The sequence below is a fragment of the Thermomonas brevis genome (assembly GCF_014395425.1).
GTDB classification, from domain to species: Bacteria; Pseudomonadota; Gammaproteobacteria; order Xanthomonadales; family Xanthomonadaceae; genus Thermomonas; species Thermomonas brevis.
Genome location: NZ_CP060711.1, coordinates 924,696 through 951,565 on the forward strand (window position 1 = coordinate 924,696; position 26,870 = coordinate 951,565).

Genomic DNA, 26,870 nt, shown 5'->3' on the forward strand with positions numbered 1-26,870 from the left:
CATGCAGCTGAGCCTCGAACGCCCGGACTACCGGTACTTCCTGCGCGGTGCGGACGGCGAAGGCGCGCTGGTCAACGAGCGCCGGCTGGCGTCGAGCTTCATCATCGCCCCCGATGCGCTGGTCGAGGACTGGCCGGTGTGCGACGCCCGCGCGATGGCGGCGTCCGACCTGGACGCCCTGCTGGCGCTGGAACCGGAGCTGGTCGTGCTGGGCACCGGCGCGACGCAGGCGTTCCCGCCGGCTGCGGTCATGGCCGCCTGCCTGCGGCGCGGGATCGGCCTGGAAGCGATGACCAACGCCGCCGCCGCGCGCACCTACGCGGTGCTGGCCGGGGAAGGCCGGCGGGTGGTGGCCGGGTTCCTGTTTCCCTGACCGTGGCCGGCTGAACGGTCGCGCCGCTGCGGTTGCCGCCCCGGCGATTCGGGGCTAATGTTCCCCCACTTCCAGAACACCCGCGGGCGACGCGCCAGCCGCGCCGCCCGCATTGCTTTGCAGGAGCCTTGCCGAAATGAACACCGCCAGCCGTGAACGTCCCGCCCTGCTGCTGTCCCGCGTGGACGTGGAGCGGATCGAGGACCTGCTGGAGCGTCCGCAGTACCGCGGCCTGAACACCGAGGCCCTGCGCGAGGAGCTGGAGCGCGCCGAGCTGGTCGAACCCGGCGACGTGCCGGACGACGTCATCACCATGAACTCCACCGCGCTGGTGAAGGTGGTCGACGGCCAGAGCGAACACGAGCACGAGCTGACCTTGGTGTATCCGCGCGACGCCGATGGCGGCAGCGACAAGGTGTCGATCCTGGCCCCGGTCGGCAGCGCCCTGCTCGGCCTGCGCGCGGGCAGCAGCATCGACTGGCCGATGCCGGGCGGGCGCAGCGCGCGCCTGCACGTGCTGTCGATCCGCTACCAGCCGGAAGCGGCGGGCGAGTTGCACCGCTGATTCGAGATGCGTGCGATCATGGCACCGCCTGCATTTCCTCGCTTCGTCGCTTTGCCGCGGGCGTGCTTTTTACTCGTCATTCCCGCGAAGGCGGGAATCCAGCTTTCGATCTCTGCACATGAATAAAGAGCTGGATTCCCGCCTTCGCGGGAATAACGGCAATCCGTGACGACGCTTCGCCCATCCACTTCGTCACCGCCCCCGTTCGGCGCGCCCAGGCGCCCAAGCTCGCCCAGCATTTCCCACGACTTCAATCCGCGCCCACCCAAGTGATGCAGCAGCACCGCGCGCAGCGGCAAGCGCAGGCTGGACAGGTCCTCGCTTTCCGGCTGCGCGTCGGCGGACAGCGCCAGCAGCGCGCGGCCGGTCGCCGCGTCGCGGCGGTCGCCGGCGCGCTCGCTGAGCAGACGGCGCGGGCCCTCTTCCGGGTCGAGCCGATAGCGCGCCGCGGGGTCGACGTCGCGTTCGCCGCCTTCGGTCGAAAAATCCAGGCCGAAGCCCAGCGCCTCCAGCAGGTCGCGCTCGAACCGGCGCAGCGTCCACGCCAGCGTCCCGCCCGCGCGCAGGCGTTCGCGCACCTGCGCGTAGGCGGCGTGCAGCTCGGGCTGCGGGGCCAGCCGCGGGGCCAGCCGCAGGCACAGTTCGTTGATGTAGAACACAGCCAGCGCGGCGTCGCCGTGCAGCAGCGGCGCGGCGTCCGCAGCCTCGGCGGCGGCGAGCTGGGCCAGTTCGCCCTTCTGCACGGCGTCGAAGCGGATCGACTGCAACGGTTGCAGCGCGGCGCGCAGCAGATGCCGCTTCGGGCCCTGCACGCCGCGCGCCACCAGTCCGACGCGGCCGTATTCGGCGCTCAGCACTTCCACCAGCAGGCTGGTTTCCCGCCAGGGACGCGCGTGCAGGACGAAGGCGGGTTCGGCGACGAAGCGCACGGATCAAATCCTTCCCGGGCGCGGCGCGCAGGAGAACGTCGGGAGAGGCTGCTTTTCCGATTCTGGCAAGAGCAAGAGCACCCCTCCCCGGACCTCCCCCGCTTCGCAAGGGAGGGAGAAAACCTCAGTCGTGGTAGCCGAGCGCGCGCAGCGCCGCTTCGTCGTCGCTCCAGCCTTCGCGCACGCGCACCCAGGTCTGCAGGAACACCTTGGCGTCGAACAGCCGCTCCATCTGCTCGCGGGCGCGCTTGCCGATCTCGCGCAGGCGCTCGCCGCCCTTGCCGATGACGATGGCCTTCTGGCTGTCGCGCTCGACCCAGATCACCGCGTCGATGCGGTACATCACGCCGGCCTGCGGCGAGGGCTCCTCCTCGAACTTCTCCACCTCCACCGTGGTGGCGTAAGGCAGCTCGGCGCCGAGCTGACGCATCAGCTGCTCGCGGATCATCTCGCCGGCCAGAAAGCGCTGGCTCTTGTCGGTGATCTCGTCCTCGCCGTACATCGGCGCGGCCTCCGGCATCAGGTCCAGCAGCGTCGCCACCAGCGGCTCCAGCCCGCTGCGCTTGAGCGCGGACAGCGGCACCACGGCGGCGAACTCGCGGCCGTCCGTCACCTTGGCGATGAACGGCAGCAGCGCGGTCTTGTCCTTGACCTTGTCCACCTGGTTGACCACCAGCACCACCGGCAGTCCGGCGTCGCGCAGGGCGTCGAAGGCCAGCCCGTCCTCGTTGTCCCAGCGTCCGGCCTCGATCACCAGCAGCGCCGCGTCCACGCCTTCCAGCGCGCCGCGCGCCGCGCGGTTCATCATCCGGTTCATCGCCTTGCCGGAGCGCTTGCCCTGCTCGCCGTGGATGCCGGGCGTGTCCACCAGCTGCAGCTGGCCGCCGGGGAAGGTGGCGATGCCGAGCAGGCGGTGCCGCGTGGTCTGCGGGCGGTTGGAGGTGATGCTGACCTTGGCGCCGACCAGGGCGTTGACCAAGGTGGATTTGCCGACGTTGGGGCGGCCGATCACGGCCACCGCGCCGCTGCGGGAAGATGCGTTCATCCGGCTATTGTAGAGGCCGGGCTCGCCCACCGGCGCCGACCGATCCCGCTCTGTAGAAGCATTTGACGCGGATTGACGCGGAGAACATCTGATTTCCAACACCTGATCCGCCTTTTCCGCGTCAATCCGCGTCAACAGGCGCTTGCGGCACAGGGCTTACATGGCGTCGAGCTTTTCCAGCATCGCGCCGGCGGCGGCCTGCTCGGCGGCGCGACGCGAGCTGCCCTCGCCTTCGGTGGCATGCGCAGGTTCGGCCAGGGTGCAGGACACGCGGAAGATCCGCGCGTGGTCCTCGCCGCCTTCCGACAGCAGCGCGTACACCGGCAACGGCCGCTGGCGGCCCTGCAGCCATTCCTGCAGGCGGGTCTTGGCGTCCTTGCCGACCTTGTTCGGCGGCGGCAGCGCCGCGATCATCGTATCGAACCACGGCAGCACCACCTCGCGACAGCGCTCGAAGCCGGCGTCCAGGTAGATCGCCGCCACCACCGCCTCCACCGCGTCGGCCAGGATCGAATCGCGGCGATGGCCGCCGGTCTTCATCTCGCCCGGTCCGAGCACCAGCTTCGGGCCGATGTCGAGGGTGCGTGCGATGCCGGCCAGCGCGGATTCGCGCACCAGCTCGGCGCGGGCGCGGGTCAGCGCGCCTTCGTCGGCCTTCGGCCAGTACCGGTACAGCGCCTCGGCGACGAACTGGTTGACCAGCGCGTCGCCGAGGAATTCGAGCCGTTCGTTGTGCGGGCTGCCGGCGCTGCGGTGGGTCAGCGCCTGCGCCAGCAGCGCCGGTTCCGCGAACGCGTGACCGGCGAACGCGCGCAGCGTCGGCTCAGTACCCCCCGGCACCGCGCGCCATCACCTGTTCGGCGTGGAACTTGCCGACCACGTCCAGATTCGCCATCAGGTTTTCGCGGCGTTCGTAGTCCACGATCATCTTCATCCCGCCGTCGGTGGACTCGATCTTCAGCATGTCCGGCTTAATGACCTTGACGTAGTCGATCTCGAGACCCCTGCGGAACAAGTCGCGGATCTTCTCCTTGGAGCCATTGGCTGCCTCGGGATTCTTCGAGATCGTGGCCAGCATCTTCTTGACCGAGTAGTACTCGATGTACATCGGCACGATCTTCATCGCGCAGAAGGCGAAGAAAATGCCAAGGCACAGCACCATCAGGAATCCCAGCATGGTCATGCCGCGTTGCGTCTGCTTCATTCGTGCATCCCCTCTTGGTTGAACCGCCGGACCATCTCTGTCAAGGAATACGCGTTCCGATGCGGGAAACGTCCACCCAGCGGTCGGCGCTGGTGTCGAAGTTCATCCACACCATGAACGCCTTGCCGCGCAGGTTGGCTTCCGGCAGGAACCCCCAGAACCGGCTGTCCTCGCTGTTGCCGCGGTTGTCGCCCATCACGAAATAATGCCCCGCCGGCACCGTCCAGTCACCATCGGCGACGCTGAACTCGCGCTCCAGCACGAAATGCGGGCGGCCGGGCAGGCCCTCGGTCAGCCGGGTGTCGCCGGTCTCGCCGATGCCCTGCCCCACCCCGGTATAGACGCCCTCCACCCGGTACGGCAGCACCTGCCCGTTCACGCTGACCTTGTGGTCGTGGTAGCCGATGCGGTCGCCGGGCACGCCGATCACCCGCTTGATCCAGTCCTCGCGCGGGTGGTGCGGCGGGCGGAACACCACCACGTCGCCGCGCGCCGGCTCGCCGATCTCCACGAACTTGCGGTTGTTGATCGGCAGCCGCAGGCCGTAGGCGAACTTGTTGACCAGGATGAAGTCGCCGATCAGCAGGGTCGGCATCATCGAACTGGAGGGAATCCGGAACGGCTCGGCGACGAAGCTGCGCAGGCCCAGCACCAGCGCCAGCACCGGGAAGAACGCCTTGGAGTAGTCGACGAGCAGCGGCTCCTTGGCCTCGTCCAGCGGGCCGGCGGCGGCGGCGCGGCGCTTGGCCAGGAACAGCTTGTCCAGCAGCCAGACCAGGCCGCTCAGCGCGGTCAGCAGGACCAGGATCGTTTCGAACCACACCATCATGCGATGTCTCCTTTGACCCCCTCTCCCTCCGGGAGAGGGGTTGGGGTGAGGGTTCGGCGCGAGAGTGTTGCCGCACCGCTGCGGCGTACCCTCATCCGCCCTTCGGGCACCTTCTCCCGAAGGGAGAAGGAAAATCAAAAGCACGCCTCCCCCGCTCAGCGGAGGAAGGAAAAGCGATTACTTGCTGTCCACCTGCAACACGGCGAGGAAGGCCTCCTGCGGGATTTCCACCCGGCCGACCTGCTTCATCCGCTTCTTGCCTTCCTTCTGCTTCTCCAGCAGCTTCTTCTTGCGCGTGGCGTCGCCGCCGTAGCACTTCGCCAGCACGTTCTTGCGCAGCGCCTTGACCGTGGTGCGGGCGATGATCTGCGCGCCGATCGCGGCCTGGATCGCCACGTCGAACATCTGCCGGGGAATCAGGTCCTTCATCTTCTCGGTCAGTTCGCGGCCGCGTCGATCCGCGTGCGAGCGGTGCACGATGATCGACAGCGCATCGACGCGGTCGCCGTTGATCAGCGTGTCCACGCGCACGAACGGGCCGGCGTCGAAGCGCAGGAAGTGGTAGTCCAGCGAGGCGTAGCCGCGGCTCACCGACTTCAGCTTGTCGAAGAAGTCCAGCACCACCTCGGCCATCGGCAGCTCGTAGCTGATCTGCACCTGGCTGGCCATGTAGGTGATGCCGATCTGCACGCCGCGCTTTTCCTCGCACAGCTTGATGATGTTGCCGATGTAGGCTTCGGGCGTGAGGATGTTGGCGCGGATGATCGGCTCGCGGATCTCCTGCACCTGATTGATCGGCGGCAGTTTGGCCGGGTTGTCCATCGGCACGGTGCTGCCGTCGGTCTTGAGCACCTCGTAGATCACCGTCGGCGCGGTGCTGATGAGGTTGAGGTCGTACTCGCGCTCCAGCCGCTCCTGCACGATCTCCATGTGCAGCATGCCGAGGAAGCCGCAGCGGAAGCCGAAGCCCATCGCCTCCGAGCTTTCGGGCTCGAAGCGCAGCGCGGCGTCGTTCAGGCGCAGCTTGTCCAGCGCCTCGCGCAGCGCCGGGTAGTCCTCGGCGTCGACTGGGAACAGGCCGGCGAACACGCGCGGCTGCATTTCCTGGAAGCCGGGCAGCGGCTTGGGTGCGGGATCGCCGGCCAGGGTGAGCGTGTCGCCCACCGGCGCGCCGTGCACGTCCTTGATCGAGGCGGTGATCCAGCCCACTTCGCCGGCGCGCAGCACCGGCAGCACCTTGCGCTTGGGCGTGAACACGCCGACCGCATCGACCTGGTGGGTGCGGCCGGTGCTCATCACCAGCATCTTGTCGCCGGGCTTCAGCTCGCCCTGCATCACGCGCACCAGCGAGACCACGCCGAGGTAGTTGTCGAACCACGAATCGATGATCAGCGCCTGCAGCTTGTCGGTGTCGCGCGGCCGCGGCGGCGGGATGCGCTGGACGATGGCTTCCAGCACGTCGCCGACGTTCAATCCGGTCTTGGCGGAGATCGCCACCGCGTCGGCGGCGTCGATGCCGATGACGGCCTCGATCTCCTCCTTCACCTTGTCGATGTCGGCGGTCGGCAGGTCGATCTTGTTCAGCACCGGCACCACTTCCAGGCCCTGCTCCACCGCGGTGTAGCAATTGGCGACGGACTGCGCCTCCACGCCCTGCGCGGCATCGACCACCAGCAGCGCGCCCTCGCAGGCGGCCAGCGAGCGGCTGACTTCGTAGCTGAAGTCGACGTGGCCGGGGGTGTCGATGAAGTTCAGGAAGTAGGTATTGCCGTCCTTCGCCTTGTACGGCAGGGAAACGGACTGCGCCTTGATGGTGATGCCGCGCTCGCGCTCGATCGGGTTGGAGTCGAGCACCTGCGCTTCCATCTCGCGCGCCTGCAGCCCGCCGCAAAGCTGGATGATGCGGTCGGCGAGGGTCGACTTGCCGTGGTCGACGTGGGCGATGATGGAGAAGTTGCGGATGAACCGCATCGCGTCGTGCTGCATGGGGGACCGTGCTGTGGGCGGCGACGGCGGCGGGAGCGCAGCCTGTCGTGAAGTGAGCCGTTCATTATCGCACAGCCCCGCCCGCGCCTTGCCGGGGCGCGGGCGTCACCGGGGCGGCCCGGCGGATCAGCCTTCCGCCGGGTTGACCGTGACGTAGCGAGTGCCGCCGCCGCGCCGCACCAGCAGCATCACCGGCTTGCCGGTGCCGGCCGCCTTGAGCTGGGCGTTCAGCGCCGCGGCGCTGCCGACGTCGTTGCGGCCCACGGCCAAAATCACGTCGCCCGGCCGCAGTTCGGCCTCGCGCGCGGCCTGCCCGTCGATGCGGGCGATCAGCACGCCTTCGCCTGGCTGCAGGCCCAGGCGGCTGCGCTGCTGCGCGGTCAAATCCTGGCCGACAATGCCCAGCGCGTTGGCCTGCGCGGGAGCGGCGGGCTTCTCGCTGTCGCGCGGCGCGGCGCCGCCGGCCGACGCGACGGCGTCCTCATCCAGCGCGGTCAGCGTGGCGGTCAGGGTGCGCGGCTTGCCGTCGCGGATCACGTCCATCGTGACCTTCGAACCGGGCGCCATCGCACCGATGATCGGCGGCAGGTCGCTGTATTCGTTGATGGCCTGGCCGTTGACGCTGCGGATCACGTCGAGGCGCTGCACGCCCGCCTTTTCGGCCGGGCCGCCCGCGACGACTTCCTGCACCAGCGCGCCGCGCGCGTCCGGCAGGTTCAGCGCACGGGCATCGTCGCGCTGCATCGGCTGCATCACGATGCCGAGCTGCCCGCGCGTCACCTTGCCGGTCGCCTTGAGCTGCTGCACCGCGCTCATCGCCACGTCGATCGGGATGGCGAAGCTGACGCCCATGTAGCCGCCGGAATTGCTGAAGATCTGCGAATTGATGCCGACCACCTGGCCGCGCGTGTCCAGCAGCGGGCCGCCGGAATTGCCGCGGTTGATCGCCACGTCGGTCTGGATGAACGGCACGTAGCGCTGGTCGGCGGCCGGGTTGGCGCGGCCCACCGCGCTGACGATGCCGGCGGTGACCGAATGGTCGAGCCCGAACGGCGAGCCGATCGCCACCACCCACTGGCCGGGCTTCAGCGTCTTGGAATCGCCGACGCGCAGGGTCGGCAGGCCGGTCGCGGCGATCTTGAGCAGGGCGACGTCGGACGCCTCGTCGCTGCCCACCACCTTGGCGGTGAACTCGCGGCGGTCGGACAGCTTGATGCGCACGGTGTCGGCGCCGTCGATCACGTGGTGGTTGGTCAGCACGTAGCCGTCGGGCGAAATGATGAAGCCGGTGCCCAGCGAGGTGCCGCGCGGGCGCGCGTTGGGCATGCCGGGCATGCCCGGCATCGGGGTCATGCCCGGGCCGAAGAAGCGGCGGAAGAACTCGGGGATCTCGTCGTCGCCCTCGCCTTGATCGTCGTCCGGCATCTGCTGGTCGCGGCGCGCCTGCGCGGCGGGCTGCGGCTTGCTGCCGATCTCGGCCTGCACGCTGACCACCGCCGGGCCGACCTGGTCCACCAGCCGGGTGAAGTCCGGCAGGCCCACCACCAGCTCGGGCGCGGGCGTGGCGGGCTGCGTCGCCAATGGGGTCTGCGCGTTGGCGGGGGTCTGCCCGCTGCAGGCGCCGACGCCGGCCACGGCCAGCGCCGTCGTCAGCAGCAGGGGACGCAGGAAGGAAAGGCGGTTGGCAGGCATGGGGACTACATCCTCTTCGCGTGGACGGGACTGCGGAACAAATTCGGGAAGGGGGGCGCGCCAGGCGCGCCGGCCCGGCTTAGGGCTGCGGCTGCGCCTCGGCGGAGGCTTCGCCCTGCGCGGGCGGCGCGGCGTCCGCCTGCGTCGGCTTGCGCCCGGACGACAGCGTCGGCGGCGCGCCGAACACCGGCGGCGCGAACGGGTTGTCGGCGGCGCGCGGCAGATGTTCGCCGAAGCCCACGGTCAGGCCGCTGCTGCCGCCGTACTGCGACAGGATCGAACGCGGCCACGGGCGGGTGACGATTTCGGATGCCGGCGGATCGACGTGCAGCTCCACCGCGGGCGTGCGTTGTTGCTCGGCGACGAGTTCTGGCGCGGCTGCCGGTGCGGCGGCGGGCCGTGCGGAGCGCGCCGGCGTCCGGCGCACCGGCTTGGCGGCGACCGCCACCGCGGCGGCCAGCATGGCCGGCGCTTCGGCCAGCGGCGCGGAGGGTTGCGGCTGCGGCGCTTTCGGTGAAGCGGGCGAGGACGGCGGATTCGCCGCCAGTTGCACGGCCGGCGCGGCATCGCCCTGCGGCGATTGCGGGCGTTCCAGTTGCGGGCGCGCCATCAGCGCCACCACCGCGAGCGCGGCGGCCATCGCGGCGCCGCCGCCCCAGCGCAGCCAGGCGGGACGACGCGCGGCGGGCTGCGGCGCGGCGACGCTTTCGCCGTGCAGCGCCGCGGCGACGCGCTCGGCGAAATCGTTGGGCAGGCGATGCGCCGGGGCCAGCCCGCGCATCGCGTCGCCGGCGATGCGCCAGCGCTCCCAGCAGCCGGCCAGCGGCGCGTCGTGCTGCAGGCGGCGCAGCAGGAACCGGGTCTGGTCCTCCGGCAATGCGCCGTCCATCAGCGCCGAGAGCTGCTCGCGGCTGCTGAGCTGGGTGAGGTCGATGCAGTGGCGGTCGGTATCGGTAGTCATCGGCGTCATGATGCGTACGAGCGCTTCGGCAAGGGGTCGTGGTCCAGCAGGGGCCGCATGCGGGCGTCGATCGCCTCGCGCGCGCGGAAGATGCGCGAACGCACCGTCCCGATCGGGCAGCCCATGCGTTCTGCGATCTCTTCGTAACTCATGCCCTCCACTTCGCGGAGGGTGATCGCGTCGCGCAGGTCCTGCGGCAGTTCTTCGACCGCGGACAGCACGGTTTGTTCCAGCTGCTGGCGCATCAGCTCGCGCTCCGGCGTGTCGTTGTCGCGCAGGCGCAGGCCGGATTCGAACTGCTCGGCGTCCTCGATCTCGATGTCCTCGCCGGGCGGGCGGCGGTTGTGCGAGGCCAGATGGTTCTTGGCGGTGTTCACCGCGATCCGGTGCAGCCAGGTGGAGAACTGCGCGTCGCCGCGGAACCCGCCGATGGCGCGGTAGGCGCGGATGAAGGTGTCCTGGGCCACGTCCTGCACTTCCGCCCAGTCGTGGACGTAGCGCGAGATCACCGCGGCGACGCGGTGCTGGTACTTGCGCACCAGCAGGTCGAACGCGGCGCCGTCGCCGCGCTGCACCCGCGCCACCAGATCCTGATCCAGCGCTTCCGACACCCGATCCTCCGCCATTTGCGCCGCGCCTCGCAGGTTGGGCCCGGTCGCTTCCGGGCGGGTGTGACAGGAATACGCCGGGAAAGTTCCGCGACACCCGGATGAGGTGAAGGCGTTTAGACAAGTATTCAAGTTTTCGCGGGCTACGATAGCCGCTTCCCCAGGTTCGGATGGCAACCCCATGGCCGCAAACGGTTTCGACGGACTCCGCCTTCGCCACTGGACGCCCGAGCGCCGCGACGACGGCGTGCTGGTGCTGTACTTCGATCGCGCCGACGCGCCGGTCAACGCGTTCTCGCAGGACGCGCTGATCGAGCTGGGCGAGGCGCTGGAGCGCATCGCCATCGAACCGCCGAAGGCGCTGGTGATCGCCTCCGGCAAGAGCAGCGGCTTCATCGCCGGGGCCGACCTGAAGGAGTTCCAGGAGTTCGACCGCCGCGGCACCGTCAACGACGCGATCCGCCGCGGCCAGGACACCTTCCAGACGCTGGCGACGCTGCCCTGCCCCACGGCCGCGGCGATCCACGGCTTCTGCATGGGCGGCGGCACCGAGATTTCGCTGGCCTGCCGCTACCGCGTCGCCAGCAGCGACGTCTCCACCCGGATCGGTCTGCCGGAAACCCAGCTCGGCATCTTCCCCGGCTGGGGCGGCAGCGCGCGCCTGCCGCGCCTCGTCGGCGCGCCGGCGGCGATGGACATGATGCTGACCGGCCGCGCGCTGTCGGCGAAGGCCGCGCGCGCGATCGGGCTGGTGGACAAGGTGGTGGAGCCGGCGCAGCTGATCGACGACGCCGCCGCGCTGGCGCTGAAAGGCACCGTGCGGCCGTTCAAGCAGCGCGCGCTGGGCTGGCTCACCAACACCTTCGTCGCGCGCAAGCTGCTGGCGCCGCAAATGGCCAAGCAGGTCGCGCGCAAGGCGCCCAAGGCGTTCTATCCCGCACCCTACGCGTTGATTTCGACGTGGGAACGCAGCGGCGGCGGCGGCATCCGCACACGCCTCGACGCCGAACGCCGCGCGGTGGTGAAGCTGGCCGGCACGCCGACCGCGCGCAACCTGATCCGCATCTTCTTCCTCACCGAACGCCTGAAGGCGCTGGGCAAGGGCGAGTCCGGCATCGCGCGCGTGCACGTGGTCGGCGCGGGCGTGATGGGCGGCGACATCGCCGCGTTCGCCGCTTACAAAGGCTTCGAGGTGACGCTGCAAGACCGCGAGCAGCGCTTCATCGACGGCGCGCTGCAACGCGCGCAAACACTGTTCGAGAAGAAAGTGAAGGACGAAAGCAAGCGCCCGGCGGTGGCGGCGCGGCTGAAGTCCGACCTCGACGGCGCGGGCGTGAACGAGGCCGATCTGGTCATCGAAGCGATCATCGAAAATCCGGAAGCCAAGCGCGAGCTGTACCAGTCGGTCGAACCGCACATGAAGGCGGACGCATTGCTGACCACCAACACCTCGTCGATCCCGCTGGACGAACTGCGCGAACACATCGCGCGCCCGGCCTTGTTCGCCGGCCTGCACTACTTCAACCCGGTGGCACAGATGCCGCTGGTGGAAATCATCCGCCACGATGGTATGGCCGCCGAGACCGAACGCCGGCTGGCCGCGTTCTGCAAGGCGCTGGGCAAGTTCCCGGTGCCGGTGGCCGGCACGCCGGGTTTCCTGGTCAACCGGGTGCTGTTCCCGTACATGCTGGAGGCCGCCACCGCCTACGCCGAAGGCATTCCCGGCCCGGTCATCGACAAGGCGGCGACGCGCTTCGGCATGCCGATGGGGCCGATCGAACTGCTCGACACCGTCGGCCTGGACGTGGCCGCCAGCGTCGGCCGCGAGCTTGCACCCTTCCTGGGCCTCGACGTACCGGCGGCGCTGGCGACGGTCGAGGCCGGCAAGCGCGGCAAGAAGGACGGCCAGGGCATCTACAAATGGGAGAACGGCAAGGCGGTGAAACCGGAACTGCCGGCGGGCTTTGTTGCGCCCGATGACCTGGAAGACCGCCTGATCCTGCCGCTGCTCAACGAAGCGGTGGCCTGCCTGCACGACGGCGTGGTCAGCGACGCCGACCTGCTGGACGCCGGCGTGATCTTCGGCACCGGCTTCGCCCCGTTCCGCGGCGGCCCGATCCAGCATATCCGCGCCGTCGGCGCCGACGCGCTGCTGGTGCGGCTGGAAGCGCTGCGGGCGAAATACGGGCAGCGCTTCGCCCCGCGCGCCGGCTGGGACAGCCCGGCGCTGCGCGAGCCGACGGCGTAAGCCGACTCCGCGCCCGGACTCCGGGCGTACAGTGGCGGCTGCGACGAAACCGCGGAGCCGCCATGCATCCCGACACCCTGGCCTACAACGATGCGCAATCGCCGGACGACAAGGCGATCTGCGACCTGCTGGCGCGCGAAATCGAACAGACATTGCCGGATGCCGAAAACAAGGTCTGGCACCGGCATCCCGTCTGGTTCCTCGACGGCAATCCGGTCGTGGGCTACGGCAAGCTGAAATCCTGCATCCGCCTGCTGTTCTGGAGCGGGCAATCCTTCGACGAAGCCGGCCTGCAAAACGAAGGCAGCTTCAAGGCGGCCGAGGCGCGCTATACCGCTGCCGCACAGGTGGATGTCGAGGCCTTGCGGCGCTGGCTGATCAAGGCACGCGACATCCAGTGGGACTACAAGCACATCGTCAAGCGCAAGGGCAGGCTGGAACGCATCCGCTGAACCGCGCCTTCAGGCATGCGTGAGCCGCCCTCGACGCATGCGCCGCAGTTCGCGGATGCCGAAGGCGATGGCGGCCAGAGCGGCGTCGAGACTCGCTACCGCCACGACGGCTTCTCCGCCTTGCGCCGGCATGCCGGGCGCGATCGTCACCAGCGTTGTATCGCAGGCGATCGCCGCGCCGACCAATGCCGCGGCGGTCAGCAGGATCGCGATTGCGGTGGTCTCAGATTTTTCATGCTTCGAATCTCCAGCAGTGATGCGAGTCGGATGGGCATCAGCGCTTCGACAGCAGGTCGGCATCCTTGTCCACGATGCGCAACGCCGGCTTCAGGTAATCGTGCAGCGCGGGGCTCGGCGGTTCCGGCTTCGCGCCGCCGAGGTAGCGATGCAGCATCGCTTCCATCAGGTAGACATAGGCCTCGCGCGGCAGCGGTTCGGTCGGCGAATGGCCGCCGTCCGCTTCGACGTACAGGCTGACGTCCTTGCCGAGGCGGCGCAGCACCGCGGCGTAATGGATCACTTCGCGGATCGGCACCGTGCGGTCCTCGCCGCCTGCGAGCAGCAACAAGGGACGGCGCAGCTTGCCGGCGTTGGCCAGGGGTGACTGCGCACGCAGGTGCGCGTAGCTCGCGGCATCGCCGACATCGACCCCGAGCAGGCGCAACTGCGCCGTCAGCGAACGATCCGGCCGTGCGCCCTGGTTGCCGAACTCGTGCAGCCAGCGCATCGACCAGCCGAAGTCCGCAGGCGGCGCACCGGCCACGCCGACCTTGAACAACTCCGGATCGAAGGTCACGCCGAGCAACGTCGAATAGCCGCCGAACGAATGGCCGACGATGCCGACGCGCTGCGGGTCGCCAATGCCCTGCGCCAGCAGCCAGCGCACGCCTTCCACGATGTCCTGCTGCACGCGGCCGTTGCCGTAGTCGCCGTGCGGCGACAGCGCGTAGTCGCGGCCGTGTCCGGTGGAGCCGCGGAAATTGGACTCGAACACCGCATAGCCGCGATTGGCGAGCAACTGGGCGATGCCGTCGTAATCGCCGGCGTGGAAATGATTGATCGGGCCACCGTGCACCTGCGCGACCAGCGGAACTCGCGCGGGATCGGCGCCCGGCGGCAACAGCAGGAACCCGTGCACGAGCATGCCGTCGGAGGCGCGGTAGGCGAACGGCAGCTTGCGCGCCAGCGCTGTTTCCGGCGGCGGCGGCGAGACCTTCGCCTCCTGCTCGAGGATGCGGCGGAAACGGCCATTGCGCGGGTCGTACAGGTGCCAGCGCGCATCGCGCAGGGTGCCGGCGCGCTCGGACACCAGCCATCGGGCGCCGGGGCCATTGCCGATGCTGATGCCGACGTCGCGATCGGGGAATTGCCTGGTGATCGCCGCCACCTGCGCCTGCGCGGCGCCGATCCCGTAGGTCGCGGCCACGATGCTGCGATAACTCGCCACCACCGGCTGCTGCGTGGCCGGATCGAGCGCCACCTGGTCGAGATCGGCTTCGCCGCGCGGATCCGCATGCACGGTGTGCAGGACGTTGTCGCGATCCAGCCGCAACACGCGGCGGAAATTGCCGCCCGCGTCGCTGTCCAGCAACAGGTCGCCCTGCGGGGTGACGGCCAGCAGTTGGGCTTGGTCGCGGATGACGGTCCAGCGCAGCGCTTCGCGCAGGCGGCCATTGCCCTCGACCCGGTACAGCGCGTCGTGGTCGCCATCGAAACGCATCAGCGCCACCAGCCGGCCGCGCGCATCCAGCGCCACGTCATGGATGAAGCGCGGGTCTTCCCACAGCAGCGTGCGCTTGCCGCGCGCGTCCCGGCGCACCACCCGCCAGCGCTCGCCGGTGGGCGTGCGCACGCGCTCGCGCAGCACCACCGCCGCCGGTTGCGAAGGATCGACCCGCAGCATGCCGCGCGGATTGTCGAGGGCGATGCGCATGCCGCCGCGACCGCCAATCTCCAGCGTCATCAGCGTGCGGCTCGCCTTGGCGAACAGCCATCGGCCATCGCGCGACCAATACAGCTCCTCCGCTTCGGTGCGCGGCAGCAGTTGCCGCGCCGCGCCGCCGGCGGTCGGCAGCAGCCACAGGCTGCGTTGCTGGCCGAGCTGGCGCAGGTAGGCGACATGGCGGCCATCGGGCGACAGCCGCACCGACTGCAGCGCGCGCGAGGCCTCGAACGCGGCGCGCGGGTACTGCGGCGCCGGCGCGCGCGCGCGCGCGGCGGCGACTGCGGTGCGCAAGGCCTGCGCGTCGTCGGCGCGGGCAGGCGTCGCCGCCCACAACAGGACGCTGCAGGCCAGCGCCCCCAGCAATTTCGGGAACGTCATTTCGATGATCTCCTTTTTTCGCGCCCGTCATCCCCGCTTTGAACAGACATTCGTCTGTTAGATGCGGCGCGGGAATGACGATCAAAAGCTCAGGCGGCGGCGGGCCGCGCGAGCCGCAGGTCGTCCAGCCGCTCGCGCATCGGGTACATCAGCCACAGGCTGACCAGCGCGGGCAGGCCGACCACGCCGCACAGCAGCACCCATGCCCAGCGCGCGCGCCGCGAATGCGACTGCCGTCCGCTCACCCAGATCGCGCCGAGCAGCGACGCCACGCAGCAGGTCAGCGCCAGCCAGACCATCCCGCGCGGCACCGGCTGCGGCGCGGCGCGCAGCGGATCCTTTGCCGCGAACAGATCCTGCGCGCCCAGGCACAGCGTGCGCAGCACCGGCGACAGCCACCAGATGCGCGTGGTGTAGGCCGGCGGCAGATCGACGTTCAGCGCGCGACGCGCGACCGTGCGCACGTTGCCATTGCCGTCGACCCGCAGCACCTGCTGGAACGGATGCTGCATTTCGCCCGACCACACGCCCCAGGTATAGGTCAGCGACACCAGGTAGCCATCCAGCAGCTCGATCATGTCCATCCGGCTGAGGTTGCCGACGTGGCCCGGCATCGCCACGCGCAGCAGCGGCTGCAGCAGGTCGAGCCCGTTCATCGCCTCGCGGCCGGGATAGAAATAGGCGGCGCGGTCGCTGAGCACCAGGATGTTGTCGCCGGCGGGTGCCGGCGGACTGGCCATCACCTCGTCCTGCGGCAGGCGGACGCGTTCGAACATCCGCTGCTGGTCGCTGTCGTACTGGTAGGCCGCATGGGCGTTGTACAGGTAGGTGGGGCCGTACGGCATGGTCGGGGCCGGGAATGGCGCCTGTTTCCCGCCCACGCCCAGTTCGCCGATCGGGCGCTGGTCGCGCAGGCCGCGGGTGACGAAGCGCTGGCGGTCGTGGCTGAACACCAGGAAGACATTGTTGTCGCCATCGGCGAATTCCAGCGGCGACAGGTTGGTCATGCTGCCCTGCACCGGCAGGTTGCGCAGCGGGTAGGTCGTGTACACGTCGGACAGCGCGATCTGCTCGCGCCACAGCGCGGCCTCGGGATCGCGGCTGCCTTCGAGCCCCAGCAGCAGGATGCTCTTGCCCTCGGCGCGCTCGGCTTCGATGTAGCCACCCTTCGGCGGCGCGGGCATGTTGAGCGGATGGGTGCCGCTCACCGTCCACAGCAGTTCGATGCCGAAGCCCAGCATCCAGATCAGGAAATACGCGCCCACCTGCACCGGCAGCGCAACCGCCAGCACCGCCGCCGGATTGCGCGGCTGCGCGGCCGGATCCGGCTTGAACGCGATCGCCAGCAGCAACGCGAGGAAGATGATGACCACGAGCTGCACGCCCAGCATCGCCACGCCCGAGGCCTGCGCATACATGAACAGGGTCGGCAGCAGGAAGGCGGCGAACGAATAGCGGCGGTTGGCGACCATCGCGTAGGCGCCGGCGAGGTAGCCGGACACCGCGATCAGCCACGCCGCCACCGGCAGCAGCCAGTGGCGCAGGTCGACCACGCGCGCGGTCATCGTGTCCTGGTAGATGCAGACCAGCACGACGGGAAGCGCGACCGCGGCGAGCAACAGCAAGGCGCTGGCGCCGCTCAGGGCACCGGCGATCCTCAGGCGATGCAACGGGCGGTGCAGCAGGCTCAGCCACTGGTTCGGCTTGCGGTACGTGCCCATCTGGTACAGCCCCAGCAGGATGCCGGCCACGGCGTACACCGCGGCGAACACCTGGTAGACGAAGATCGGCTGTTGCGCCATGTCCACCATGCGGCTGAGGAAGCCCAGCACGGCGAGATTGACGATGGCGGCGATGCCGGCCCACAGGCGGAAGCGCAGCAGTTCGCCCTTGAAGAGATCGATCATGGTGGTGTCCTCGTGTCGCGCGCTCAGGCGGCTGCCGGCGCGGCGTGGTTCTTGGCAAGGAAAGCGTTGACGGCGCGGTCCAGGCTGACCGGCATCGATTGCACGTTGCGGGCGCCGGCTTCCCGCAGGAAGCGCTCGAAGCCGTCGTCCTGGTCCAGCACCAGGTAGTGGTGCAGGCCGTCGAGGCGCTGCACCTCCAGCAGACCAGGCACGGTGTGCGGATCGGGGCCCTTGAACGGCACGTCGGCCACCCAGTGGCTCACGCGCGCGGTGAAGTCCTCCGGTGCCGACATGTGCCGGAGCTGCCCGCGTTCGAGGATGATCAGGTTGTCGGCGACGCGCTCGATCTCCTCCATCTGGTGCGAGCAATAGATCACCGTGCAGTCGGCGGCGGCGTTGCTGTACATCAGCGACTCCAGGAACGCGCGCTTGGCGACCACGTCCAGGCCCAGCGTCGGTTCGTCCAGCACCAGCAGTTCCGGCCCCTGCGCCAGCGCCAGCGCGAGGTTGAAGCCGGCGCGCTCACCGCGCGAGAGCTGGCCGACCTTCTGGTCCGGCAACACGTTGTAATGGCCGATCACGCCGTCGTAGGCCTGCTGGTTCCAGCGCGGGTACTGGTGCTTCTGCATCGCCGCGACCTGCGACACCCGCATCCAGTTGGCCAGCGTGTGTTCCTCGTTGACGAAACCGATCCGGCTGCGATCCTGCGGCGTGAGTGCCTGGCTGTCCTTGCCGAGGATGCGTGCCTCGCCCGCGCTCGGCGGCATGAAGCCCATCAGGATGCGGAACAGGGTGGACTTGCCGGCGCCGTTGGCGCCGACGATGGCGTGGATGCGGCCGCGCGGGATCGCGAGGTCCAGGCGGTCCAGCGCCAGCTTGCGGCCGTAGCGCTTGGAGAGCGCGCGGGTTTCGATGACGTAGTCGTGGCTGGGCATGGTTGTGCTCTCTGGGCTGCCGTTCCGGGCACGGGGGAAGAACCCGCCTGCCGGGGCGGCGTGATGAAGCAGGTCCTTCGCTGCGCTCGGGACGACGGGGAACGGGAGATCGCGTCAGGCGGTCTTGCGCGGAACCAGCTGCCGGAATTCGTGGGCGACCCGGTCCTGCACCTCGTCGGGCGGGAACCCCAGCGGGATCACGTCGTTGACGAAGCGGCCGATGGCGTCGTCCAGCCGGCGCTCGCGCTCGGCGTCGGACAGCCGCTGGCGGGGCGCGGCGACGAACAGGCCGGTGCCCTGCCGCGATTCCAGCCAGCCTTCGGTGGTCAGCTCGGCGTAGGCCTTGGCGACGGTGTTCGGGTTGATCATCAGCTGCTGGGCGAGGCCGCGCACGCTGGGCAGCTGGTCGCCTTGGATGAGTTCGCCGGTGGCGATCTTCATGCGCACGGCATCGACGATCTGGCGGCCGATCGGGCGCGGATCGCCGGTGGCGACCTGGATCATCAGGGGGCTGGTTCGAGCCATGCGCGCACCGTCCTATCTGTACTATTTGAAATAGTACAGTACGAACGAGCAGCGATCGTCAAGCCGGTTGCGACGAAACCGCCTCCCGGCACGACGAAACCGCGCAGGACGGGTGCGGGTGCCCCAAGGTTGGGTGGATTTCAGCGCGCCATGGCCGCGAGCGGGTCGCGGCGAATGACGGATGGGTGCAGGACTGGATGGGCGGCCGGTAGCCGGCTCCCCGCTTCGCGCGGGGATTGCCATCGCGCTTACATCGTCTGCGTCGGCTGGTCCGCGTTGAGGGTGCCGGCCAGGATGGTTTCGATCTTGCTGCGCACCGCCTCGCCCTCGGCGGTCTCGGCGAACTGCACGCCGATGCCGGCGGCGCGGTTGCCCTGCGCGCCGGTGGGCGTCACCCACACCACCTTGCCCGCCACCGGCAGGCGCTCGGAGGAATCCGGCAGGGTCAGCAGCAGGAACACTTCGTCGCCGATGAAGTAGCGGCGCGTGGTGGGCACGAAGATGCCGCCCTGGCGGATGAACGGCATGTAGGCGTTGTACAGCGCCGCCTTGTCCTTGATGCCCAGCGACAGGATGCCCTGCCTTGCCCCGCCCATCGGATTGCTCATTCGTTTTTCCCGTCAGATGCCACGCGAACGATCGTTGTTCTTCAGCGCCACGCCAGCAGCGCCTCCATCACCGCCAGATCCGCCCGCACCGTGGTGCGCAGCAGGTCGCGCGCGCGATTGGCCGCGTCGAAGCGCGCGGCCAGCGTGCGGGTTGCGGCCGGATCGGTCAAGCCCGCCGCCTCGCGCAACGCGTACTCGGCCAGATGACCCAAACGTTCCGCCGCGCGCCCATCGGCCACCCAGCGCTGCGCCACGTCGCTGGCCTCGGCCTGCCCGCGCTGCAGCGCCTGCGCGTCCTTCACCGCATCGCGGCGCAGCGACAGGCCGTCGCCCGACGCCCAGGCGTCGGCCAAACCGGGATGCCCGCGCGCGGCGTCCAGCGCTTCGCTTGCCAGCGTTTCCGCGTGCCCGCGCTGGCGCAGCCAGGCCAGCGCCTCGTCGCGCGGCGGCAGGCGCAGTTCCAGCCGCTGGCAGCGGCTGCGGATGGTGGCCGGAAGCTGCGCCGGATTGGACGCCAGCAGCCACAGGTAGCGGCCCGGCTGCGGCTCCTCCAGCGTCTTCAGCAGCGCGTTGAAGGCGCTCCAGTTGATCGCGTCGCAGGGATCGACGATCACCACCTGCGCGCCGCCGAGCTGCGCGGTCAGGCCCATCTTTTCCGACAGCGTGCGGATCTGCTCGATGACGATCTCGCCGCGCGGCTTGCCGGTCTTCTGGTTGACCTCGTAGCCGAGGAACTGCAGGTCGGGATGCGCACTGTGCCCCCACGGATGCGCCGGCGAACCGTCCGGGCGCAGCTCCGGCGTCTCCATCTGCGCGCGCGAGGCGAACAGCGTGCAGCTCTTGCACGCGCCGCAGGCTTCGCCGTCGGCGCGCGGCGACAGGCACAGCACGCGCCGCGCCAGGTGCTCGGCGAGCAGGCGCTTGCCGATCAGCGCGGGGCCGACGATCAGCGTGGCGTGGCCGAAATAGCCGCCAGCAAGCGCGTCGGCCGCCTGCGCGTAGGCGCGCTGCTGCCAGGGCGAGAGCGGCGGCAGGTTCATTCCAGCCCCTTGCGATAGTCGGCCAGCGCGGCCAACGCGGCGGCGGCGACGGTGGCCGCGTCCGGGCTGGCGTCGAGCACGCGGATGCGCTGCGGATGCCGCGCCGCGCGGGCGAGGAAGCCGTCGCGCACGCGCTCGAAGAAATCGTCGCGCTCGGATTCGATGCGGTCGGGCGAGGCGCCGCCGAGCAGGTCGCGTCCGCGCGTGCGTTCGCGCGCATGCGCGACGCCGAGGTCGAGCAGCAGGGTCAGGCCCGGTTCGATCCCGACCGCGCGCCGCTCCAGCTCGGCGATGAAGGCTTCGTCCATGCCGCGCGCCGCGCCCTGGTAGGCGTAGCTGGAATCGGTGAAGCGGTCGCTGATCACCCACGCGCCGCGCGCCAGCGCCGGCAGCAGCACCTGCCGCACGTGCTGCGCGCGCGCCGCGAACATCAGCAGCAGTTCGGTGTGCGGATGCACCGGCTCGTCGCCGGCGTCGAGCAGCAGCCCGCGGATGCGCTCGGCCAGCGGCGTGCCGCCCGGCTCGCGCGTGCAGACCACCTCGCAGCCGTCGGCCAGCAACGCGTCGCGCAGCGCCGACAGCACCGTGCTCTTGCCCGCGCCCTCGCCGCCTTCGATGGTCAGCAGGCGCTTCTGGCGATGCAACACCTGCGTCACTTCGGCGTCGCTCCCTCGCGCTCGGCCTGGCGCTGCGCGCGGTAGCGCTGCACGTAGTCGCGCACCGCGCTGTTGTGCGCGTCGAGCGAGGCGCTGAACACGTGCCGCCCGCTGCCGTCGCCCACCGCGACGAAATACAGCGCGTCGCCCGGCGCCGGATGCGTGGCCGCGCGCAGCGCCGCCTTGCCCGGCATCGCGATCGGCGTGGGCGGCAGGCCGGTGCGGGTGTAGGTGTTGTACGGCGTGTCGGTGGTCAGGTCGGCGCGGCGGATGTTGCCGGCGTAGTTCGAGCCCATGCCGTAGATCACCGTGGGGTCGGTCTGCAACCGCATCCCGGTCTTCAGCCGGCGCACGAACACGCCGGCGATCTGCGCGCGCTCGTCGCCGACGCCGGTTTCCTTTTCGACGATGGAGGCCAGCGCCAGCGCCTGGTCGCGGTTGTCCAGCGGCAGGTCCTGGTCGCGGGATTTCCACGCGTCGTCCAGCGCCTTGTCCATCGCCGAATACGCGCGCTGGAGGACGTCGAGGTCGGCGTCGCCGCGCACCCAGGCATAGGTTTCCGGCAGGAAGCGGCCTTCCGGGTGCTGGCCGGCATGGCCCAGCGCGCCCATCAGCGCGGCATCGTCCATGGCGGCGGTCTTCTGCTCCAGCAGCGGCACCTTGCGCAGCGCGGCGCGCAGGTCGCGGATGTTCCAGCCCTCGACGATGGTGAACTTGCGCCGCACCACCTTGCCGTCGCGCATCGCCCGCAGCAGCGCGCCCGGCGAGACGTCCGCCGGCAGCGCGTATTCGCCCACCTGCAGCCTGCCGGCCGCGCCAGTCTGCCGCGCCAGCAGCTGCCAGGACAGGCGATCGCCGGTGGCGACGCCCTGCGCCTGCAATTTGCGCAGCACCTTGTCGAGGTTGTCGCCGCGCTCGACCACCAGGCTGGCGTCCGCCTTGATGCCGGCCAGCGGCGCGTCGGCGAACGACTGGAAGCGCTGCCAGTACCAGCCGGCCGCGATGGCGGCCGCCAGCAGCACGAACAGCAGCAGGCGGCGCGCCTTCACGCCGCCACCGCCGGGTTGGAGAACATCGGATACGCCATCGCCAGTCGCGCCTGCAGGTCGGTGATCGCCGGGTGCGCCGCCCATGCACGGGCGCCCAGCATCGAGACCGGCAGGATACCGCGCACGGCGTTGCACAGCGCCAACGCGTCGGCGCACTCGACGTCGTTAGCGGTCAAATCCGCGACCTCCGCCAACCCCTGTTCCAGCAGCCAGCCGCGCAGCACGCCGGCCACGCCGCAGCGCTCGACCGGCGGCGTCAGCCAGCGACCGTCGCGATAGACCAGCAGGTTGGCCGAGGTGGCGCAGGCCGGGCGTCCTTCGGTGTCGCGCATCATCCCTTCCTCACAGCCGGCGCGCTCGACCTCGGCGCGTGCCAGCACCTGCTCCAGCCGGTTGCAGTGCTTGATGCCGGCCAGCGCGGGCTGGATCGCCAGGCGCGTTTCGCAGAGGTGCAGGCGCAGCGCTGCAGGCATCGACGGCAGCGGATGCAGCGCCAGCGTCCACACCGGCTGCGCATCGACGGGCGGCGCGTAGCCGCGGCCGCCGTCGCCGCGCGTCAGCAGCAGCTTGAGGACGCCGGCTTCGGTGCCGGCGATGGTTTCCTCAATGCGCGCTTCGATGAAGACCGGATCGGGCAATGCGATGCCGAGCCGCTTCACGCCGTCGCGCAGCCGCGCGAGGTGGCGCGGCCACAGCGGCAATGCGCCGCGATGCACGCGCATGGTTTCGAACAGGCCGTCGCCGTAGTTCAGGCCGCGGTTGGCAACGGAAATTTCACCCACGCACTCGCGACCAATGTATCCGGCGTACGTCATGGGATTCGACTCACCAAGCGAGTACCGGGGAGTGCCAGCGCAATTGCGCTGGCATGAGTCGAATCCCATGACGTACGCAAGCAGCCAAGCCTCGCCCTCATCACTCGGCCACTCCCAACGCCCGCAGCATCCCGCGCGCCTTCGCCCGCGTCTCGTCCAGCTCCCGCCGCGGATCGGAGTCGATCACGATGCCGGCGCCGGTACGGAAGCGCAACGCGTCGCCCTCCACTTCCGCGCTGCGGATCAGGATGTTCAGGTCCATGTCACCATCGCGGCCCAGCCAGCCCATCGCGCCGGTGTAGGCGCCGCGGCCGACGCCTTCCAACTCGGCGACGATCTGCATGCAGCGCACCTTCGGGCAGCCGGTGATGGTGCCGCCGGGGAACACCGCGGCGATCGCCTGTCCGGGCGTCACGTCGGCGCGCAGTTCGCCGCGCACGTTGCTGACGATGTGGTGGACGTGCGCGTAGCTCTCCACCGTCATCAGCTCGTCCACCCGCACGCTGCCCGGCGCGCAGACGCGGCCGAGGTCGTTGCGTTCGAGGTCGATCAGCATCACGTGCTCGGCGCGTTCCTTGGGATGGCCGACCAGCTCGCGGATGCGCGCCGCGTCGTCGTCGCCTGCGAAGCGCGCGCGCGTGCCGGCGATGGGGCGCGTCTCGGCCACGCCCTGCCGTACCGAGAGCAGCCGCTCCGGCGAGGCGCTGACCACGCTTCCGGAACCGCTGCGGAAGATGCCCGCGAACGGCGCGGGATTGTGCGCGCGCAGGCGCCGGAACAGCGCTGCGGGATCGAGCGCGCCGTCGAACGCGGCCCGCCAGCCTCGCGACAGATTGACCTGGAACACGTCGCCGGCGGCGAGGTAATCGAGAATCCGTTCCACGCCGTCGAGATAGCGCTGCGGCTCGTCTTCGTCGATGCGGATCGGCGGCGTGAATGAAGGCGGCGGCGGCAGCGCGCGCGCGCGTCCGGCATCGTCGGCGATGCGCGCCAACCACCCGCCGGCATCGGCTTCGGCCACCGCGACGCATTCGCCGCTGGCGCGATCGCGCAGCAGCGCCGCCGGGCAGCGCAGCGCCACCGCGACGGGCAGCGTGCCGTCGGCCTGCGGAAGATGCAGGACGGGTTCCACCTGCTGCGCCAGTTCGTAGCCCAGCAGCAGCGCCCAGCCGCCGCGGAACGGGAGCGCGGCATCGTCGTCGCGATCGATGCGCGCCGCGCGCCAGTGCGCGTCCAGCACGTCGAGGAAGCGGCCTTCGACGACCTCGCCGGACAGCGTGCGCACCACGCCGTCGCGATGCAGGACGAAACCCTCGCCCGCATGCGCCAGCAGCATGTCGCGGCGGCCGTGCGCGCCGGCGGCGCTGGATTCCAGCAGCACCGGATAGCGCGCCGGATCGAGCCGATACAGGTCGAGCAGGTCGACGTCGGATGGAATCGCGCGGGTTCGGATCATGGGTGCCAGTCGTTCCCGCTTGAAGCCCCTCTCCCGTCGGAAGAGAGGTTTGGGTAAGGGTTCGGCGCGTGCGGTATTGCCGCTTCGTCGTACCCTCATCCGCCCTTGACTCACGCCATCCATGGCGTTCGCCCTTCGGGCCAGCTTCGCTGTTCGCGGGCGCTCCGGCGCCCGCGGTGGGCACCTTCTCCCAAAGGGAGAAGGAAAAATCAAAGGCGCTTGAACACCAGCGTCCCGTTGGTGCCGCCGAAGCCGAAGCCGTTGGACACCGCCACGTCCACCTTGGCCTCGCGCGCCGTGTTCGGCACGTAGTCCAGGTCGCAGCCTTCGCCCGGATTCTCCAGGTTGATGGTCGGCGGGATGATCCCGGTCTCCAGCGCCTTGATCGTGTAGATCGCCTCCACGCCGCCGGCCGCGCCGAGCAGGTGGCCGGTCATCGACTTGGTGGAGCTGACCATCGTCTTGTACGCGTGGTCGCCCAGCGCGCGCTTGATCGCCAGCGTCTCGGCCAGGTCGCCCAGCGGCGTGCTGGTGCCGTGCGCGTTGAGGTAGCCCACGTCGGTCGCGTCGATGCCGGCGTCGCGGAACGCCATCGCCATGCAGCGCGCGGGGCCTTCGCCGTTCTCGCTGGGCGCGGTCATGTGGAAGGCGTCGGAGGACGCGCCGAAGCCGGCCAGCTCGCAGTAGATGCGCGCGCCGCGGGCCTTGGCGTGCTCGTATTCCTCCAGCACCAGGATGCCGGCACCGTCGCCCAGCACGAAGCCGTCGCGCTCCGCGTCCCACGGCCGCGAGGCGCGGGTCGGGTCGTCGTTGCGGGTGCTCATCGCCTTCATCGCGCAGAAGCCGCCCATCGAGGTCGGCGAGCTGCCGCGTTCGGCGCCGCCGGCGAACATCACGTCGGCGTCACCGTACTGGATCATGCGCATCGCCATGCCGACGGAATGGTTGGCGGTGGCGCAGGCGGAGACCGCCGAGAAGGTCGGCCCCTTCAGGCCGGTCAGCAGCGAGAGCTGGCCGGGCAGCATGTTGATGATGGTCGAGGGGATGTAGAACGGGCTGATCTTGCGGACGCCGCCCTCGTGCAGCTTGATCGCGGTTTCCTCGATGCCCCAGATGCCGCCGATGCCGGCGCCGATCAGCGCGCCGATGCGCTCGGCGTTGGCCTCGGTGACCTCCAGCCCGGCGTCGTCCTTCGCCATCAGCGAAGCGGCGATGCCGTAGTGGATGAAGTGGTCCATCTTCTTGGCGTCCTTCGGGTTCACCCAGCGGGTGACGTCGAAGTCGCGGATCTCGCCCGCGATGCGGGTGGGGTAGGTGGACGCATCGAAGCCTTCCACCGGGCCGATGCCGGAGCGGCCGTTGACGATGCCGTCCCAGTTGCTGGCCAGATCGTTGCCCAGCGGCGAGACGATGCCCATTCCGGTAATCACAACGCGGCGCTTGCCCATCATCCTGTCCTCCACACGCTCGTTACGTTCGATGCAAACACAGGGGGCCGCATGCGCGGCCCCGGGGTACCACTGGCGGACGCCGGGCTTACGCCTTGACGTGGGCCTTGATGTAGTCGATCGCCGCCTGCACGGTGCTGATCTTTTCGGCGTCCTCGTCCGGGATCTCGCACTCGAACTCTTCCTCGAGCGCCATCACCAGCTCCACGGTGTCCAGCGAATCCGCGCCCAGGTCGTCCACGAACGACGCGCTGTTGGTGACGTCTTCTTCCTTGACGCCCAGTTGTTCGACGACGATCTTCTTGACGCGCTCTTCGATGTTGCTCATGTGGGTTGCTCCTCCCGGAAATCGGGTCGTTCGGTGGGTAAGTGTACGGGAAAGCCGGCGGGCATGATCGCACGCCCGCCGGCGGAAAAAATCACGGCATGTACATGCCGCCGTTGACGTGCAGGGTCTCGCCGGTGATGTAGCTGGCATTGGGGCCGGCGAGGAAGGCGACGGCGCGGGCGATGTCGGCCGGCTCGCCCAGGCGGCCGAGCGCGATCTGGCCCAGCATGGCCTCCTTGGCCGCTTCCGGCAGGTCGGCGGTCATGTCGGTGGCGATGAAGCCGGGCGCGACGACATTGACGGTGATCCCGCGGGAACCAATTTCCTTCGCCAGCGACTTGCTGAAGGCGATGATGCCGGCCTTGGCCGCGGCGTAGTTGGCCTGCCCGGCGTTGCCGGTCACGCCGATGACCGAGGCGATGTTGACGATGCGGCCCTTGCGCGCCTTCATCATCCCGCGCAGCACCGCCTTGGAGGCGCGATAGACGCTGGTGAGGTTGGTGTCGAGGATGGCCTGCCAGTCCTCGTCCTTCATCCGCATCAAGAGGTTGTCGCGGGTGATGCCGGCGTTGTTGACCAGGATCGAAACGCCGCCGAACTCGGTGGCGACGGCATCGACCAGCGCCTCGATCGCGCCTGCCTCGTTGACGTTGAGGCGGCGGCCGTGACCGCCGGCCGCGGCCAAGCGATCGCCGATGGCCTGCGCGCCGGCGTCCGAGGTGGCGGTGCCGATCACGGTCGCGCCCTGCGCGGCCAGTTCGTCGGCGATGGCCGCGCCGATGCCGCGCGATGCGCCCGTCACCAGCGCCACTTCACCTTTCAGGATTTCGGTCATGCAATTCTCCCAAAGAGCTGTCTTTGACGCGGATCAGATCTGATGGGCACGGA

Annotated in this window: 26 protein-coding genes and 1 pseudogene; 4 read left to right on the forward strand and 23 right to left on the reverse strand. The window is 69.7% G+C overall.

Annotation, left to right across the window (positions count from 1 at the left end; genetic code table 11):
* The first annotated feature begins 1 nt into the window (after position 1).
* Together H9L17_RS04260 and rnk are read left to right on the forward strand one after the other, a co-directional pair.
* On the forward strand, positions 2–373 hold the full coding sequence (locus tag H9L17_RS04260) for an Mth938-like domain-containing protein (RefSeq protein WP_187571121.1): 372 nt from the start codon (positions 2–4) through the stop codon (positions 371–373).
* A gap of 136 nt (positions 374–509) precedes the next feature.
* Positions 510–938, forward strand: a complete 429-nt coding sequence (gene rnk / locus H9L17_RS04265) for a nucleoside diphosphate kinase regulator (RefSeq protein ID WP_187571122.1) — start codon at positions 510–512, stop codon at positions 936–938.
* A gap of 209 nt (positions 939–1,147) precedes the next feature.
* Here rnk and recO read toward each other — a convergent pair.
* From recO to rpoE, 9 genes and pseudogenes are all read right to left on the reverse strand, one after another.
* Positions 1,148–1,867, reverse strand: a pseudogene (gene recO / locus H9L17_RS04270) (DNA repair protein RecO); the annotation flags it as partial.
* 124 nt (positions 1,868–1,991) lie between these two features.
* Positions 1,992–2,912, reverse strand: coding sequence for a GTPase Era (era, locus tag H9L17_RS04275; protein WP_187571124.1), 921 nt, complete (start codon positions 2,910–2,912; stop codon positions 1,992–1,994).
* A gap of 156 nt (positions 2,913–3,068) precedes the next feature.
* Positions 3,069–3,752, reverse strand: a complete 684-nt coding sequence (gene rnc / locus H9L17_RS04280; protein WP_246455159.1) for a ribonuclease III — start codon at positions 3,750–3,752, stop codon at positions 3,069–3,071.
* Positions 3,736–4,116: a DUF4845 domain-containing protein gene (locus H9L17_RS04285; RefSeq protein WP_187571125.1), complete on the reverse strand. Its 381-nt coding sequence runs from the start codon at positions 4,114–4,116 to the stop codon at positions 3,736–3,738. The genes rnc and H9L17_RS04285 overlap by 17 nt, the downstream gene beginning before the upstream one ends.
* A 40-nt stretch (positions 4,117–4,156) precedes the next feature.
* Entirely contained in the window at positions 4,157–4,942 is a 786-nt protein-coding gene (gene lepB / locus H9L17_RS04290) for a signal peptidase I (RefSeq protein ID WP_187571849.1), read from the reverse strand.
* Positions 4,943–5,122: 180 nt separating this feature from the next.
* Positions 5,123–6,916 (reverse strand): translation elongation factor 4, encoded by a 1,794-nt coding sequence (gene lepA, locus H9L17_RS04295; RefSeq protein ID WP_187571850.1) that lies wholly within the window; start codon positions 6,914–6,916, stop codon positions 5,123–5,125.
* 141 nt (positions 6,917–7,057) lie between these two features.
* Positions 7,058–8,623 (reverse strand): DegQ family serine endoprotease, encoded by a 1,566-nt coding sequence (locus H9L17_RS04300; RefSeq protein ID WP_187571126.1) that lies wholly within the window; start codon positions 8,621–8,623, stop codon positions 7,058–7,060.
* Positions 8,624–8,702: 79 nt separating this feature from the next.
* Positions 8,703–9,584: a sigma-E factor negative regulatory protein gene (locus H9L17_RS04305; protein ID WP_187571127.1), complete on the reverse strand. Its 882-nt coding sequence runs from the start codon at positions 9,582–9,584 to the stop codon at positions 8,703–8,705.
* A gap of 5 nt (positions 9,585–9,589) precedes the next feature.
* The gene (rpoE, locus tag H9L17_RS04310; protein ID WP_187571128.1) at positions 9,590–10,210 is read right to left on the reverse strand and encodes an RNA polymerase sigma factor RpoE; all 621 of its coding nucleotides are present in this window, start codon (positions 10,208–10,210) and stop codon (positions 9,590–9,592) included.
* Positions 10,211–10,373: 163 nt separating this feature from the next.
* Between rpoE and H9L17_RS04315 the strand changes: the two genes are divergently transcribed.
* Together H9L17_RS04315 and H9L17_RS04320 are read left to right on the forward strand one after the other, a co-directional pair.
* Positions 10,374–12,440, forward strand: a complete 2,067-nt coding sequence (locus tag H9L17_RS04315) for a 3-hydroxyacyl-CoA dehydrogenase NAD-binding domain-containing protein (RefSeq protein ID WP_187571129.1) — start codon at positions 10,374–10,376, stop codon at positions 12,438–12,440.
* Positions 12,441–12,502: 62 nt separating this feature from the next.
* Complete coding sequence (locus H9L17_RS04320) at positions 12,503–12,892, forward strand: DUF1801 domain-containing protein (RefSeq protein ID WP_187571130.1); 390 nt, start codon at positions 12,503–12,505, stop codon at positions 12,890–12,892.
* Between the two features lie 9 nt (positions 12,893–12,901).
* Here the strand turns inward: H9L17_RS04320 and H9L17_RS04325 are convergent, their stop codons facing one another.
* The 14 genes from H9L17_RS04325 to fabG form a co-directional block, all read right to left on the reverse strand.
* Positions 12,902–13,192 carry a hypothetical protein gene (locus tag H9L17_RS04325; RefSeq protein ID WP_187571131.1) on the reverse strand — a complete coding sequence of 97 codons (291 nt, stop codon included), beginning with the start codon at positions 13,190–13,192 and terminating at the stop codon, positions 12,902–12,904.
* On the reverse strand, positions 13,167–15,215 hold the full coding sequence (locus H9L17_RS04330) for a S9 family peptidase (protein ID WP_187571132.1): 2,049 nt from the start codon (positions 15,213–15,215) through the stop codon (positions 13,167–13,169). The genes H9L17_RS04325 and H9L17_RS04330 overlap by 26 nt, the downstream gene beginning before the upstream one ends.
* 89 nt (positions 15,216–15,304) lie before the next feature.
* Positions 15,305–17,122, reverse strand: a complete 1,818-nt coding sequence (locus H9L17_RS04335; protein WP_187571133.1) for a hypothetical protein — start codon at positions 17,120–17,122, stop codon at positions 15,305–15,307.
* 23 nt (positions 17,123–17,145) lie between these two features.
* Entirely contained in the window at positions 17,146–18,057 is a 912-nt protein-coding gene (locus H9L17_RS04340) for an ABC transporter ATP-binding protein (protein ID WP_187571134.1), read from the reverse strand.
* 114 nt (positions 18,058–18,171) lie between these two features.
* Positions 18,172–18,582 (reverse strand): GntR family transcriptional regulator, encoded by a 411-nt coding sequence (locus H9L17_RS04345; protein WP_187571135.1) that lies wholly within the window; start codon positions 18,580–18,582, stop codon positions 18,172–18,174.
* A 248-nt stretch (positions 18,583–18,830) separates the two neighbouring features.
* Positions 18,831–19,178, reverse strand: a complete 348-nt coding sequence (locus H9L17_RS04350) for a PilZ domain-containing protein (protein WP_187571851.1) — start codon at positions 19,176–19,178, stop codon at positions 18,831–18,833.
* Between the two features lie 53 nt (positions 19,179–19,231).
* The gene (locus tag H9L17_RS04355; RefSeq protein WP_187571136.1) at positions 19,232–20,230 is read right to left on the reverse strand and encodes a DNA polymerase III subunit delta'; all 999 of its coding nucleotides are present in this window, start codon (positions 20,228–20,230) and stop codon (positions 19,232–19,234) included.
* Positions 20,227–20,886 (reverse strand): dTMP kinase, encoded by a 660-nt coding sequence (gene tmk, locus H9L17_RS04360; RefSeq protein WP_187571137.1) that lies wholly within the window; start codon positions 20,884–20,886, stop codon positions 20,227–20,229. Before tmk ends, H9L17_RS04355 begins: the two co-directional genes overlap by 4 nt.
* Positions 20,883–21,935: an endolytic transglycosylase MltG gene (gene mltG / locus H9L17_RS04365; RefSeq protein WP_246455160.1), complete on the reverse strand. Its 1,053-nt coding sequence runs from the start codon at positions 21,933–21,935 to the stop codon at positions 20,883–20,885. The genes tmk and mltG overlap by 4 nt, the downstream gene beginning before the upstream one ends.
* Positions 21,932–22,750: an aminodeoxychorismate lyase gene (gene pabC / locus H9L17_RS04370; RefSeq protein WP_187571139.1), complete on the reverse strand. Its 819-nt coding sequence runs from the start codon at positions 22,748–22,750 to the stop codon at positions 21,932–21,934. The genes mltG and pabC overlap by 4 nt, the downstream gene beginning before the upstream one ends.
* A 100-nt stretch (positions 22,751–22,850) precedes the next feature.
* The gene (locus H9L17_RS04375) at positions 22,851–24,206 is read right to left on the reverse strand and encodes an aminodeoxychorismate synthase component I (RefSeq protein ID WP_187571140.1); all 1,356 of its coding nucleotides are present in this window, start codon (positions 24,204–24,206) and stop codon (positions 22,851–22,853) included.
* Between the two features lie 209 nt (positions 24,207–24,415).
* Positions 24,416–25,654, reverse strand: a complete 1,239-nt coding sequence (fabF, locus tag H9L17_RS04380) for a beta-ketoacyl-ACP synthase II (RefSeq protein WP_187571141.1) — start codon at positions 25,652–25,654, stop codon at positions 24,416–24,418.
* Between the two features lie 88 nt (positions 25,655–25,742).
* The gene (gene acpP, locus H9L17_RS04385; RefSeq protein WP_028838444.1) at positions 25,743–25,982 is read right to left on the reverse strand and encodes an acyl carrier protein; all 240 of its coding nucleotides are present in this window, start codon (positions 25,980–25,982) and stop codon (positions 25,743–25,745) included.
* 91 nt (positions 25,983–26,073) lie between these two features.
* Positions 26,074–26,817 carry a 3-oxoacyl-ACP reductase FabG gene (fabG, locus tag H9L17_RS04390; RefSeq protein ID WP_187571142.1) on the reverse strand — a complete coding sequence of 248 codons (744 nt, stop codon included), beginning with the start codon at positions 26,815–26,817 and terminating at the stop codon, positions 26,074–26,076.
* Positions 26,818–26,870 lie beyond the last annotated feature (53 nt).

What these genes read in the sequence shown, in the direction of transcription:
- H9L17_RS04260 (WP_187571121.1), top strand. Translation starts at nt 2, where the DNA reads ATGCAGCTGAGCCTCGAACGCCCGGACTACCGGTACTTCCTGCGCGGT.
- rnk (WP_187571122.1), top strand. Translation starts at nt 510, where the DNA reads ATGAACACCGCCAGCCGTGAACGTCCCGCCCTGCTGCTGTCCCGCGTG.
- era (WP_187571124.1), bottom strand. Translation starts at nt 2,912, where the DNA reads ATGAACGCATCTTCCCGCAGCGGCGCGGTGGCCGTGATCGGCCGCCCC.
- H9L17_RS04285 (WP_187571125.1), bottom strand. Translation starts at nt 4,116, where the DNA reads ATGAAGCAGACGCAACGCGGCATGACCATGCTGGGATTCCTGATGGTG.
- lepB (WP_187571849.1), bottom strand. Translation starts at nt 4,942, where the DNA reads ATGGTGTGGTTCGAAACGATCCTGGTCCTGCTGACCGCGCTGAGCGGC.
- lepA (WP_187571850.1), bottom strand. Translation starts at nt 6,916, where the DNA reads ATGCGGTTCATCCGCAACTTCTCCATCATCGCCCACGTCGACCACGGC.
- H9L17_RS04300 (WP_187571126.1), bottom strand. Translation starts at nt 8,623, where the DNA reads ATGCCTGCCAACCGCCTTTCCTTCCTGCGTCCCCTGCTGCTGACGACG.
- H9L17_RS04305 (WP_187571127.1), bottom strand. Translation starts at nt 9,584, where the DNA reads ATGACTACCGATACCGACCGCCACTGCATCGACCTCACCCAGCTCAGC.
- rpoE (WP_187571128.1), bottom strand. Translation starts at nt 10,210, where the DNA reads ATGGCGGAGGATCGGGTGTCGGAAGCGCTGGATCAGGATCTGGTGGCG.
- H9L17_RS04315 (WP_187571129.1), top strand. Translation starts at nt 10,374, where the DNA reads ATGGCCGCAAACGGTTTCGACGGACTCCGCCTTCGCCACTGGACGCCC.
- H9L17_RS04320 (WP_187571130.1), top strand. Translation starts at nt 12,503, where the DNA reads ATGCATCCCGACACCCTGGCCTACAACGATGCGCAATCGCCGGACGAC.
- H9L17_RS04325 (WP_187571131.1), bottom strand. Translation starts at nt 13,192, where the DNA reads ATGCCGACCTGCTGTCGAAGCGCTGATGCCCATCCGACTCGCATCACT.
- H9L17_RS04330 (WP_187571132.1), bottom strand. Translation starts at nt 15,215, where the DNA reads ATGACGTTCCCGAAATTGCTGGGGGCGCTGGCCTGCAGCGTCCTGTTG.
- H9L17_RS04335 (WP_187571133.1), bottom strand. Translation starts at nt 17,122, where the DNA reads ATGATCGATCTCTTCAAGGGCGAACTGCTGCGCTTCCGCCTGTGGGCC.
- H9L17_RS04340 (WP_187571134.1), bottom strand. Translation starts at nt 18,057, where the DNA reads ATGCCCAGCCACGACTACGTCATCGAAACCCGCGCGCTCTCCAAGCGC.
- H9L17_RS04345 (WP_187571135.1), bottom strand. Translation starts at nt 18,582, where the DNA reads ATGGCTCGAACCAGCCCCCTGATGATCCAGGTCGCCACCGGCGATCCG.
- H9L17_RS04350 (WP_187571851.1), bottom strand. Translation starts at nt 19,178, where the DNA reads ATGGGCGGGGCAAGGCAGGGCATCCTGTCGCTGGGCATCAAGGACAAG.
- H9L17_RS04355 (WP_187571136.1), bottom strand. Translation starts at nt 20,230, where the DNA reads ATGAACCTGCCGCCGCTCTCGCCCTGGCAGCAGCGCGCCTACGCGCAG.
- pabC (WP_187571139.1), bottom strand. Translation starts at nt 22,750, where the DNA reads ATGACGTACGCCGGATACATTGGTCGCGAGTGCGTGGGTGAAATTTCC.
- H9L17_RS04375 (WP_187571140.1), bottom strand. Translation starts at nt 24,206, where the DNA reads ATGATCCGAACCCGCGCGATTCCATCCGACGTCGACCTGCTCGACCTG.
- fabF (WP_187571141.1), bottom strand. Translation starts at nt 25,654, where the DNA reads ATGGGCAAGCGCCGCGTTGTGATTACCGGAATGGGCATCGTCTCGCCG.
- acpP (WP_028838444.1), bottom strand. Translation starts at nt 25,982, where the DNA reads ATGAGCAACATCGAAGAGCGCGTCAAGAAGATCGTCGTCGAACAACTG.
- fabG (WP_187571142.1), bottom strand. Translation starts at nt 26,817, where the DNA reads ATGACCGAAATCCTGAAAGGTGAAGTGGCGCTGGTGACGGGCGCATCG.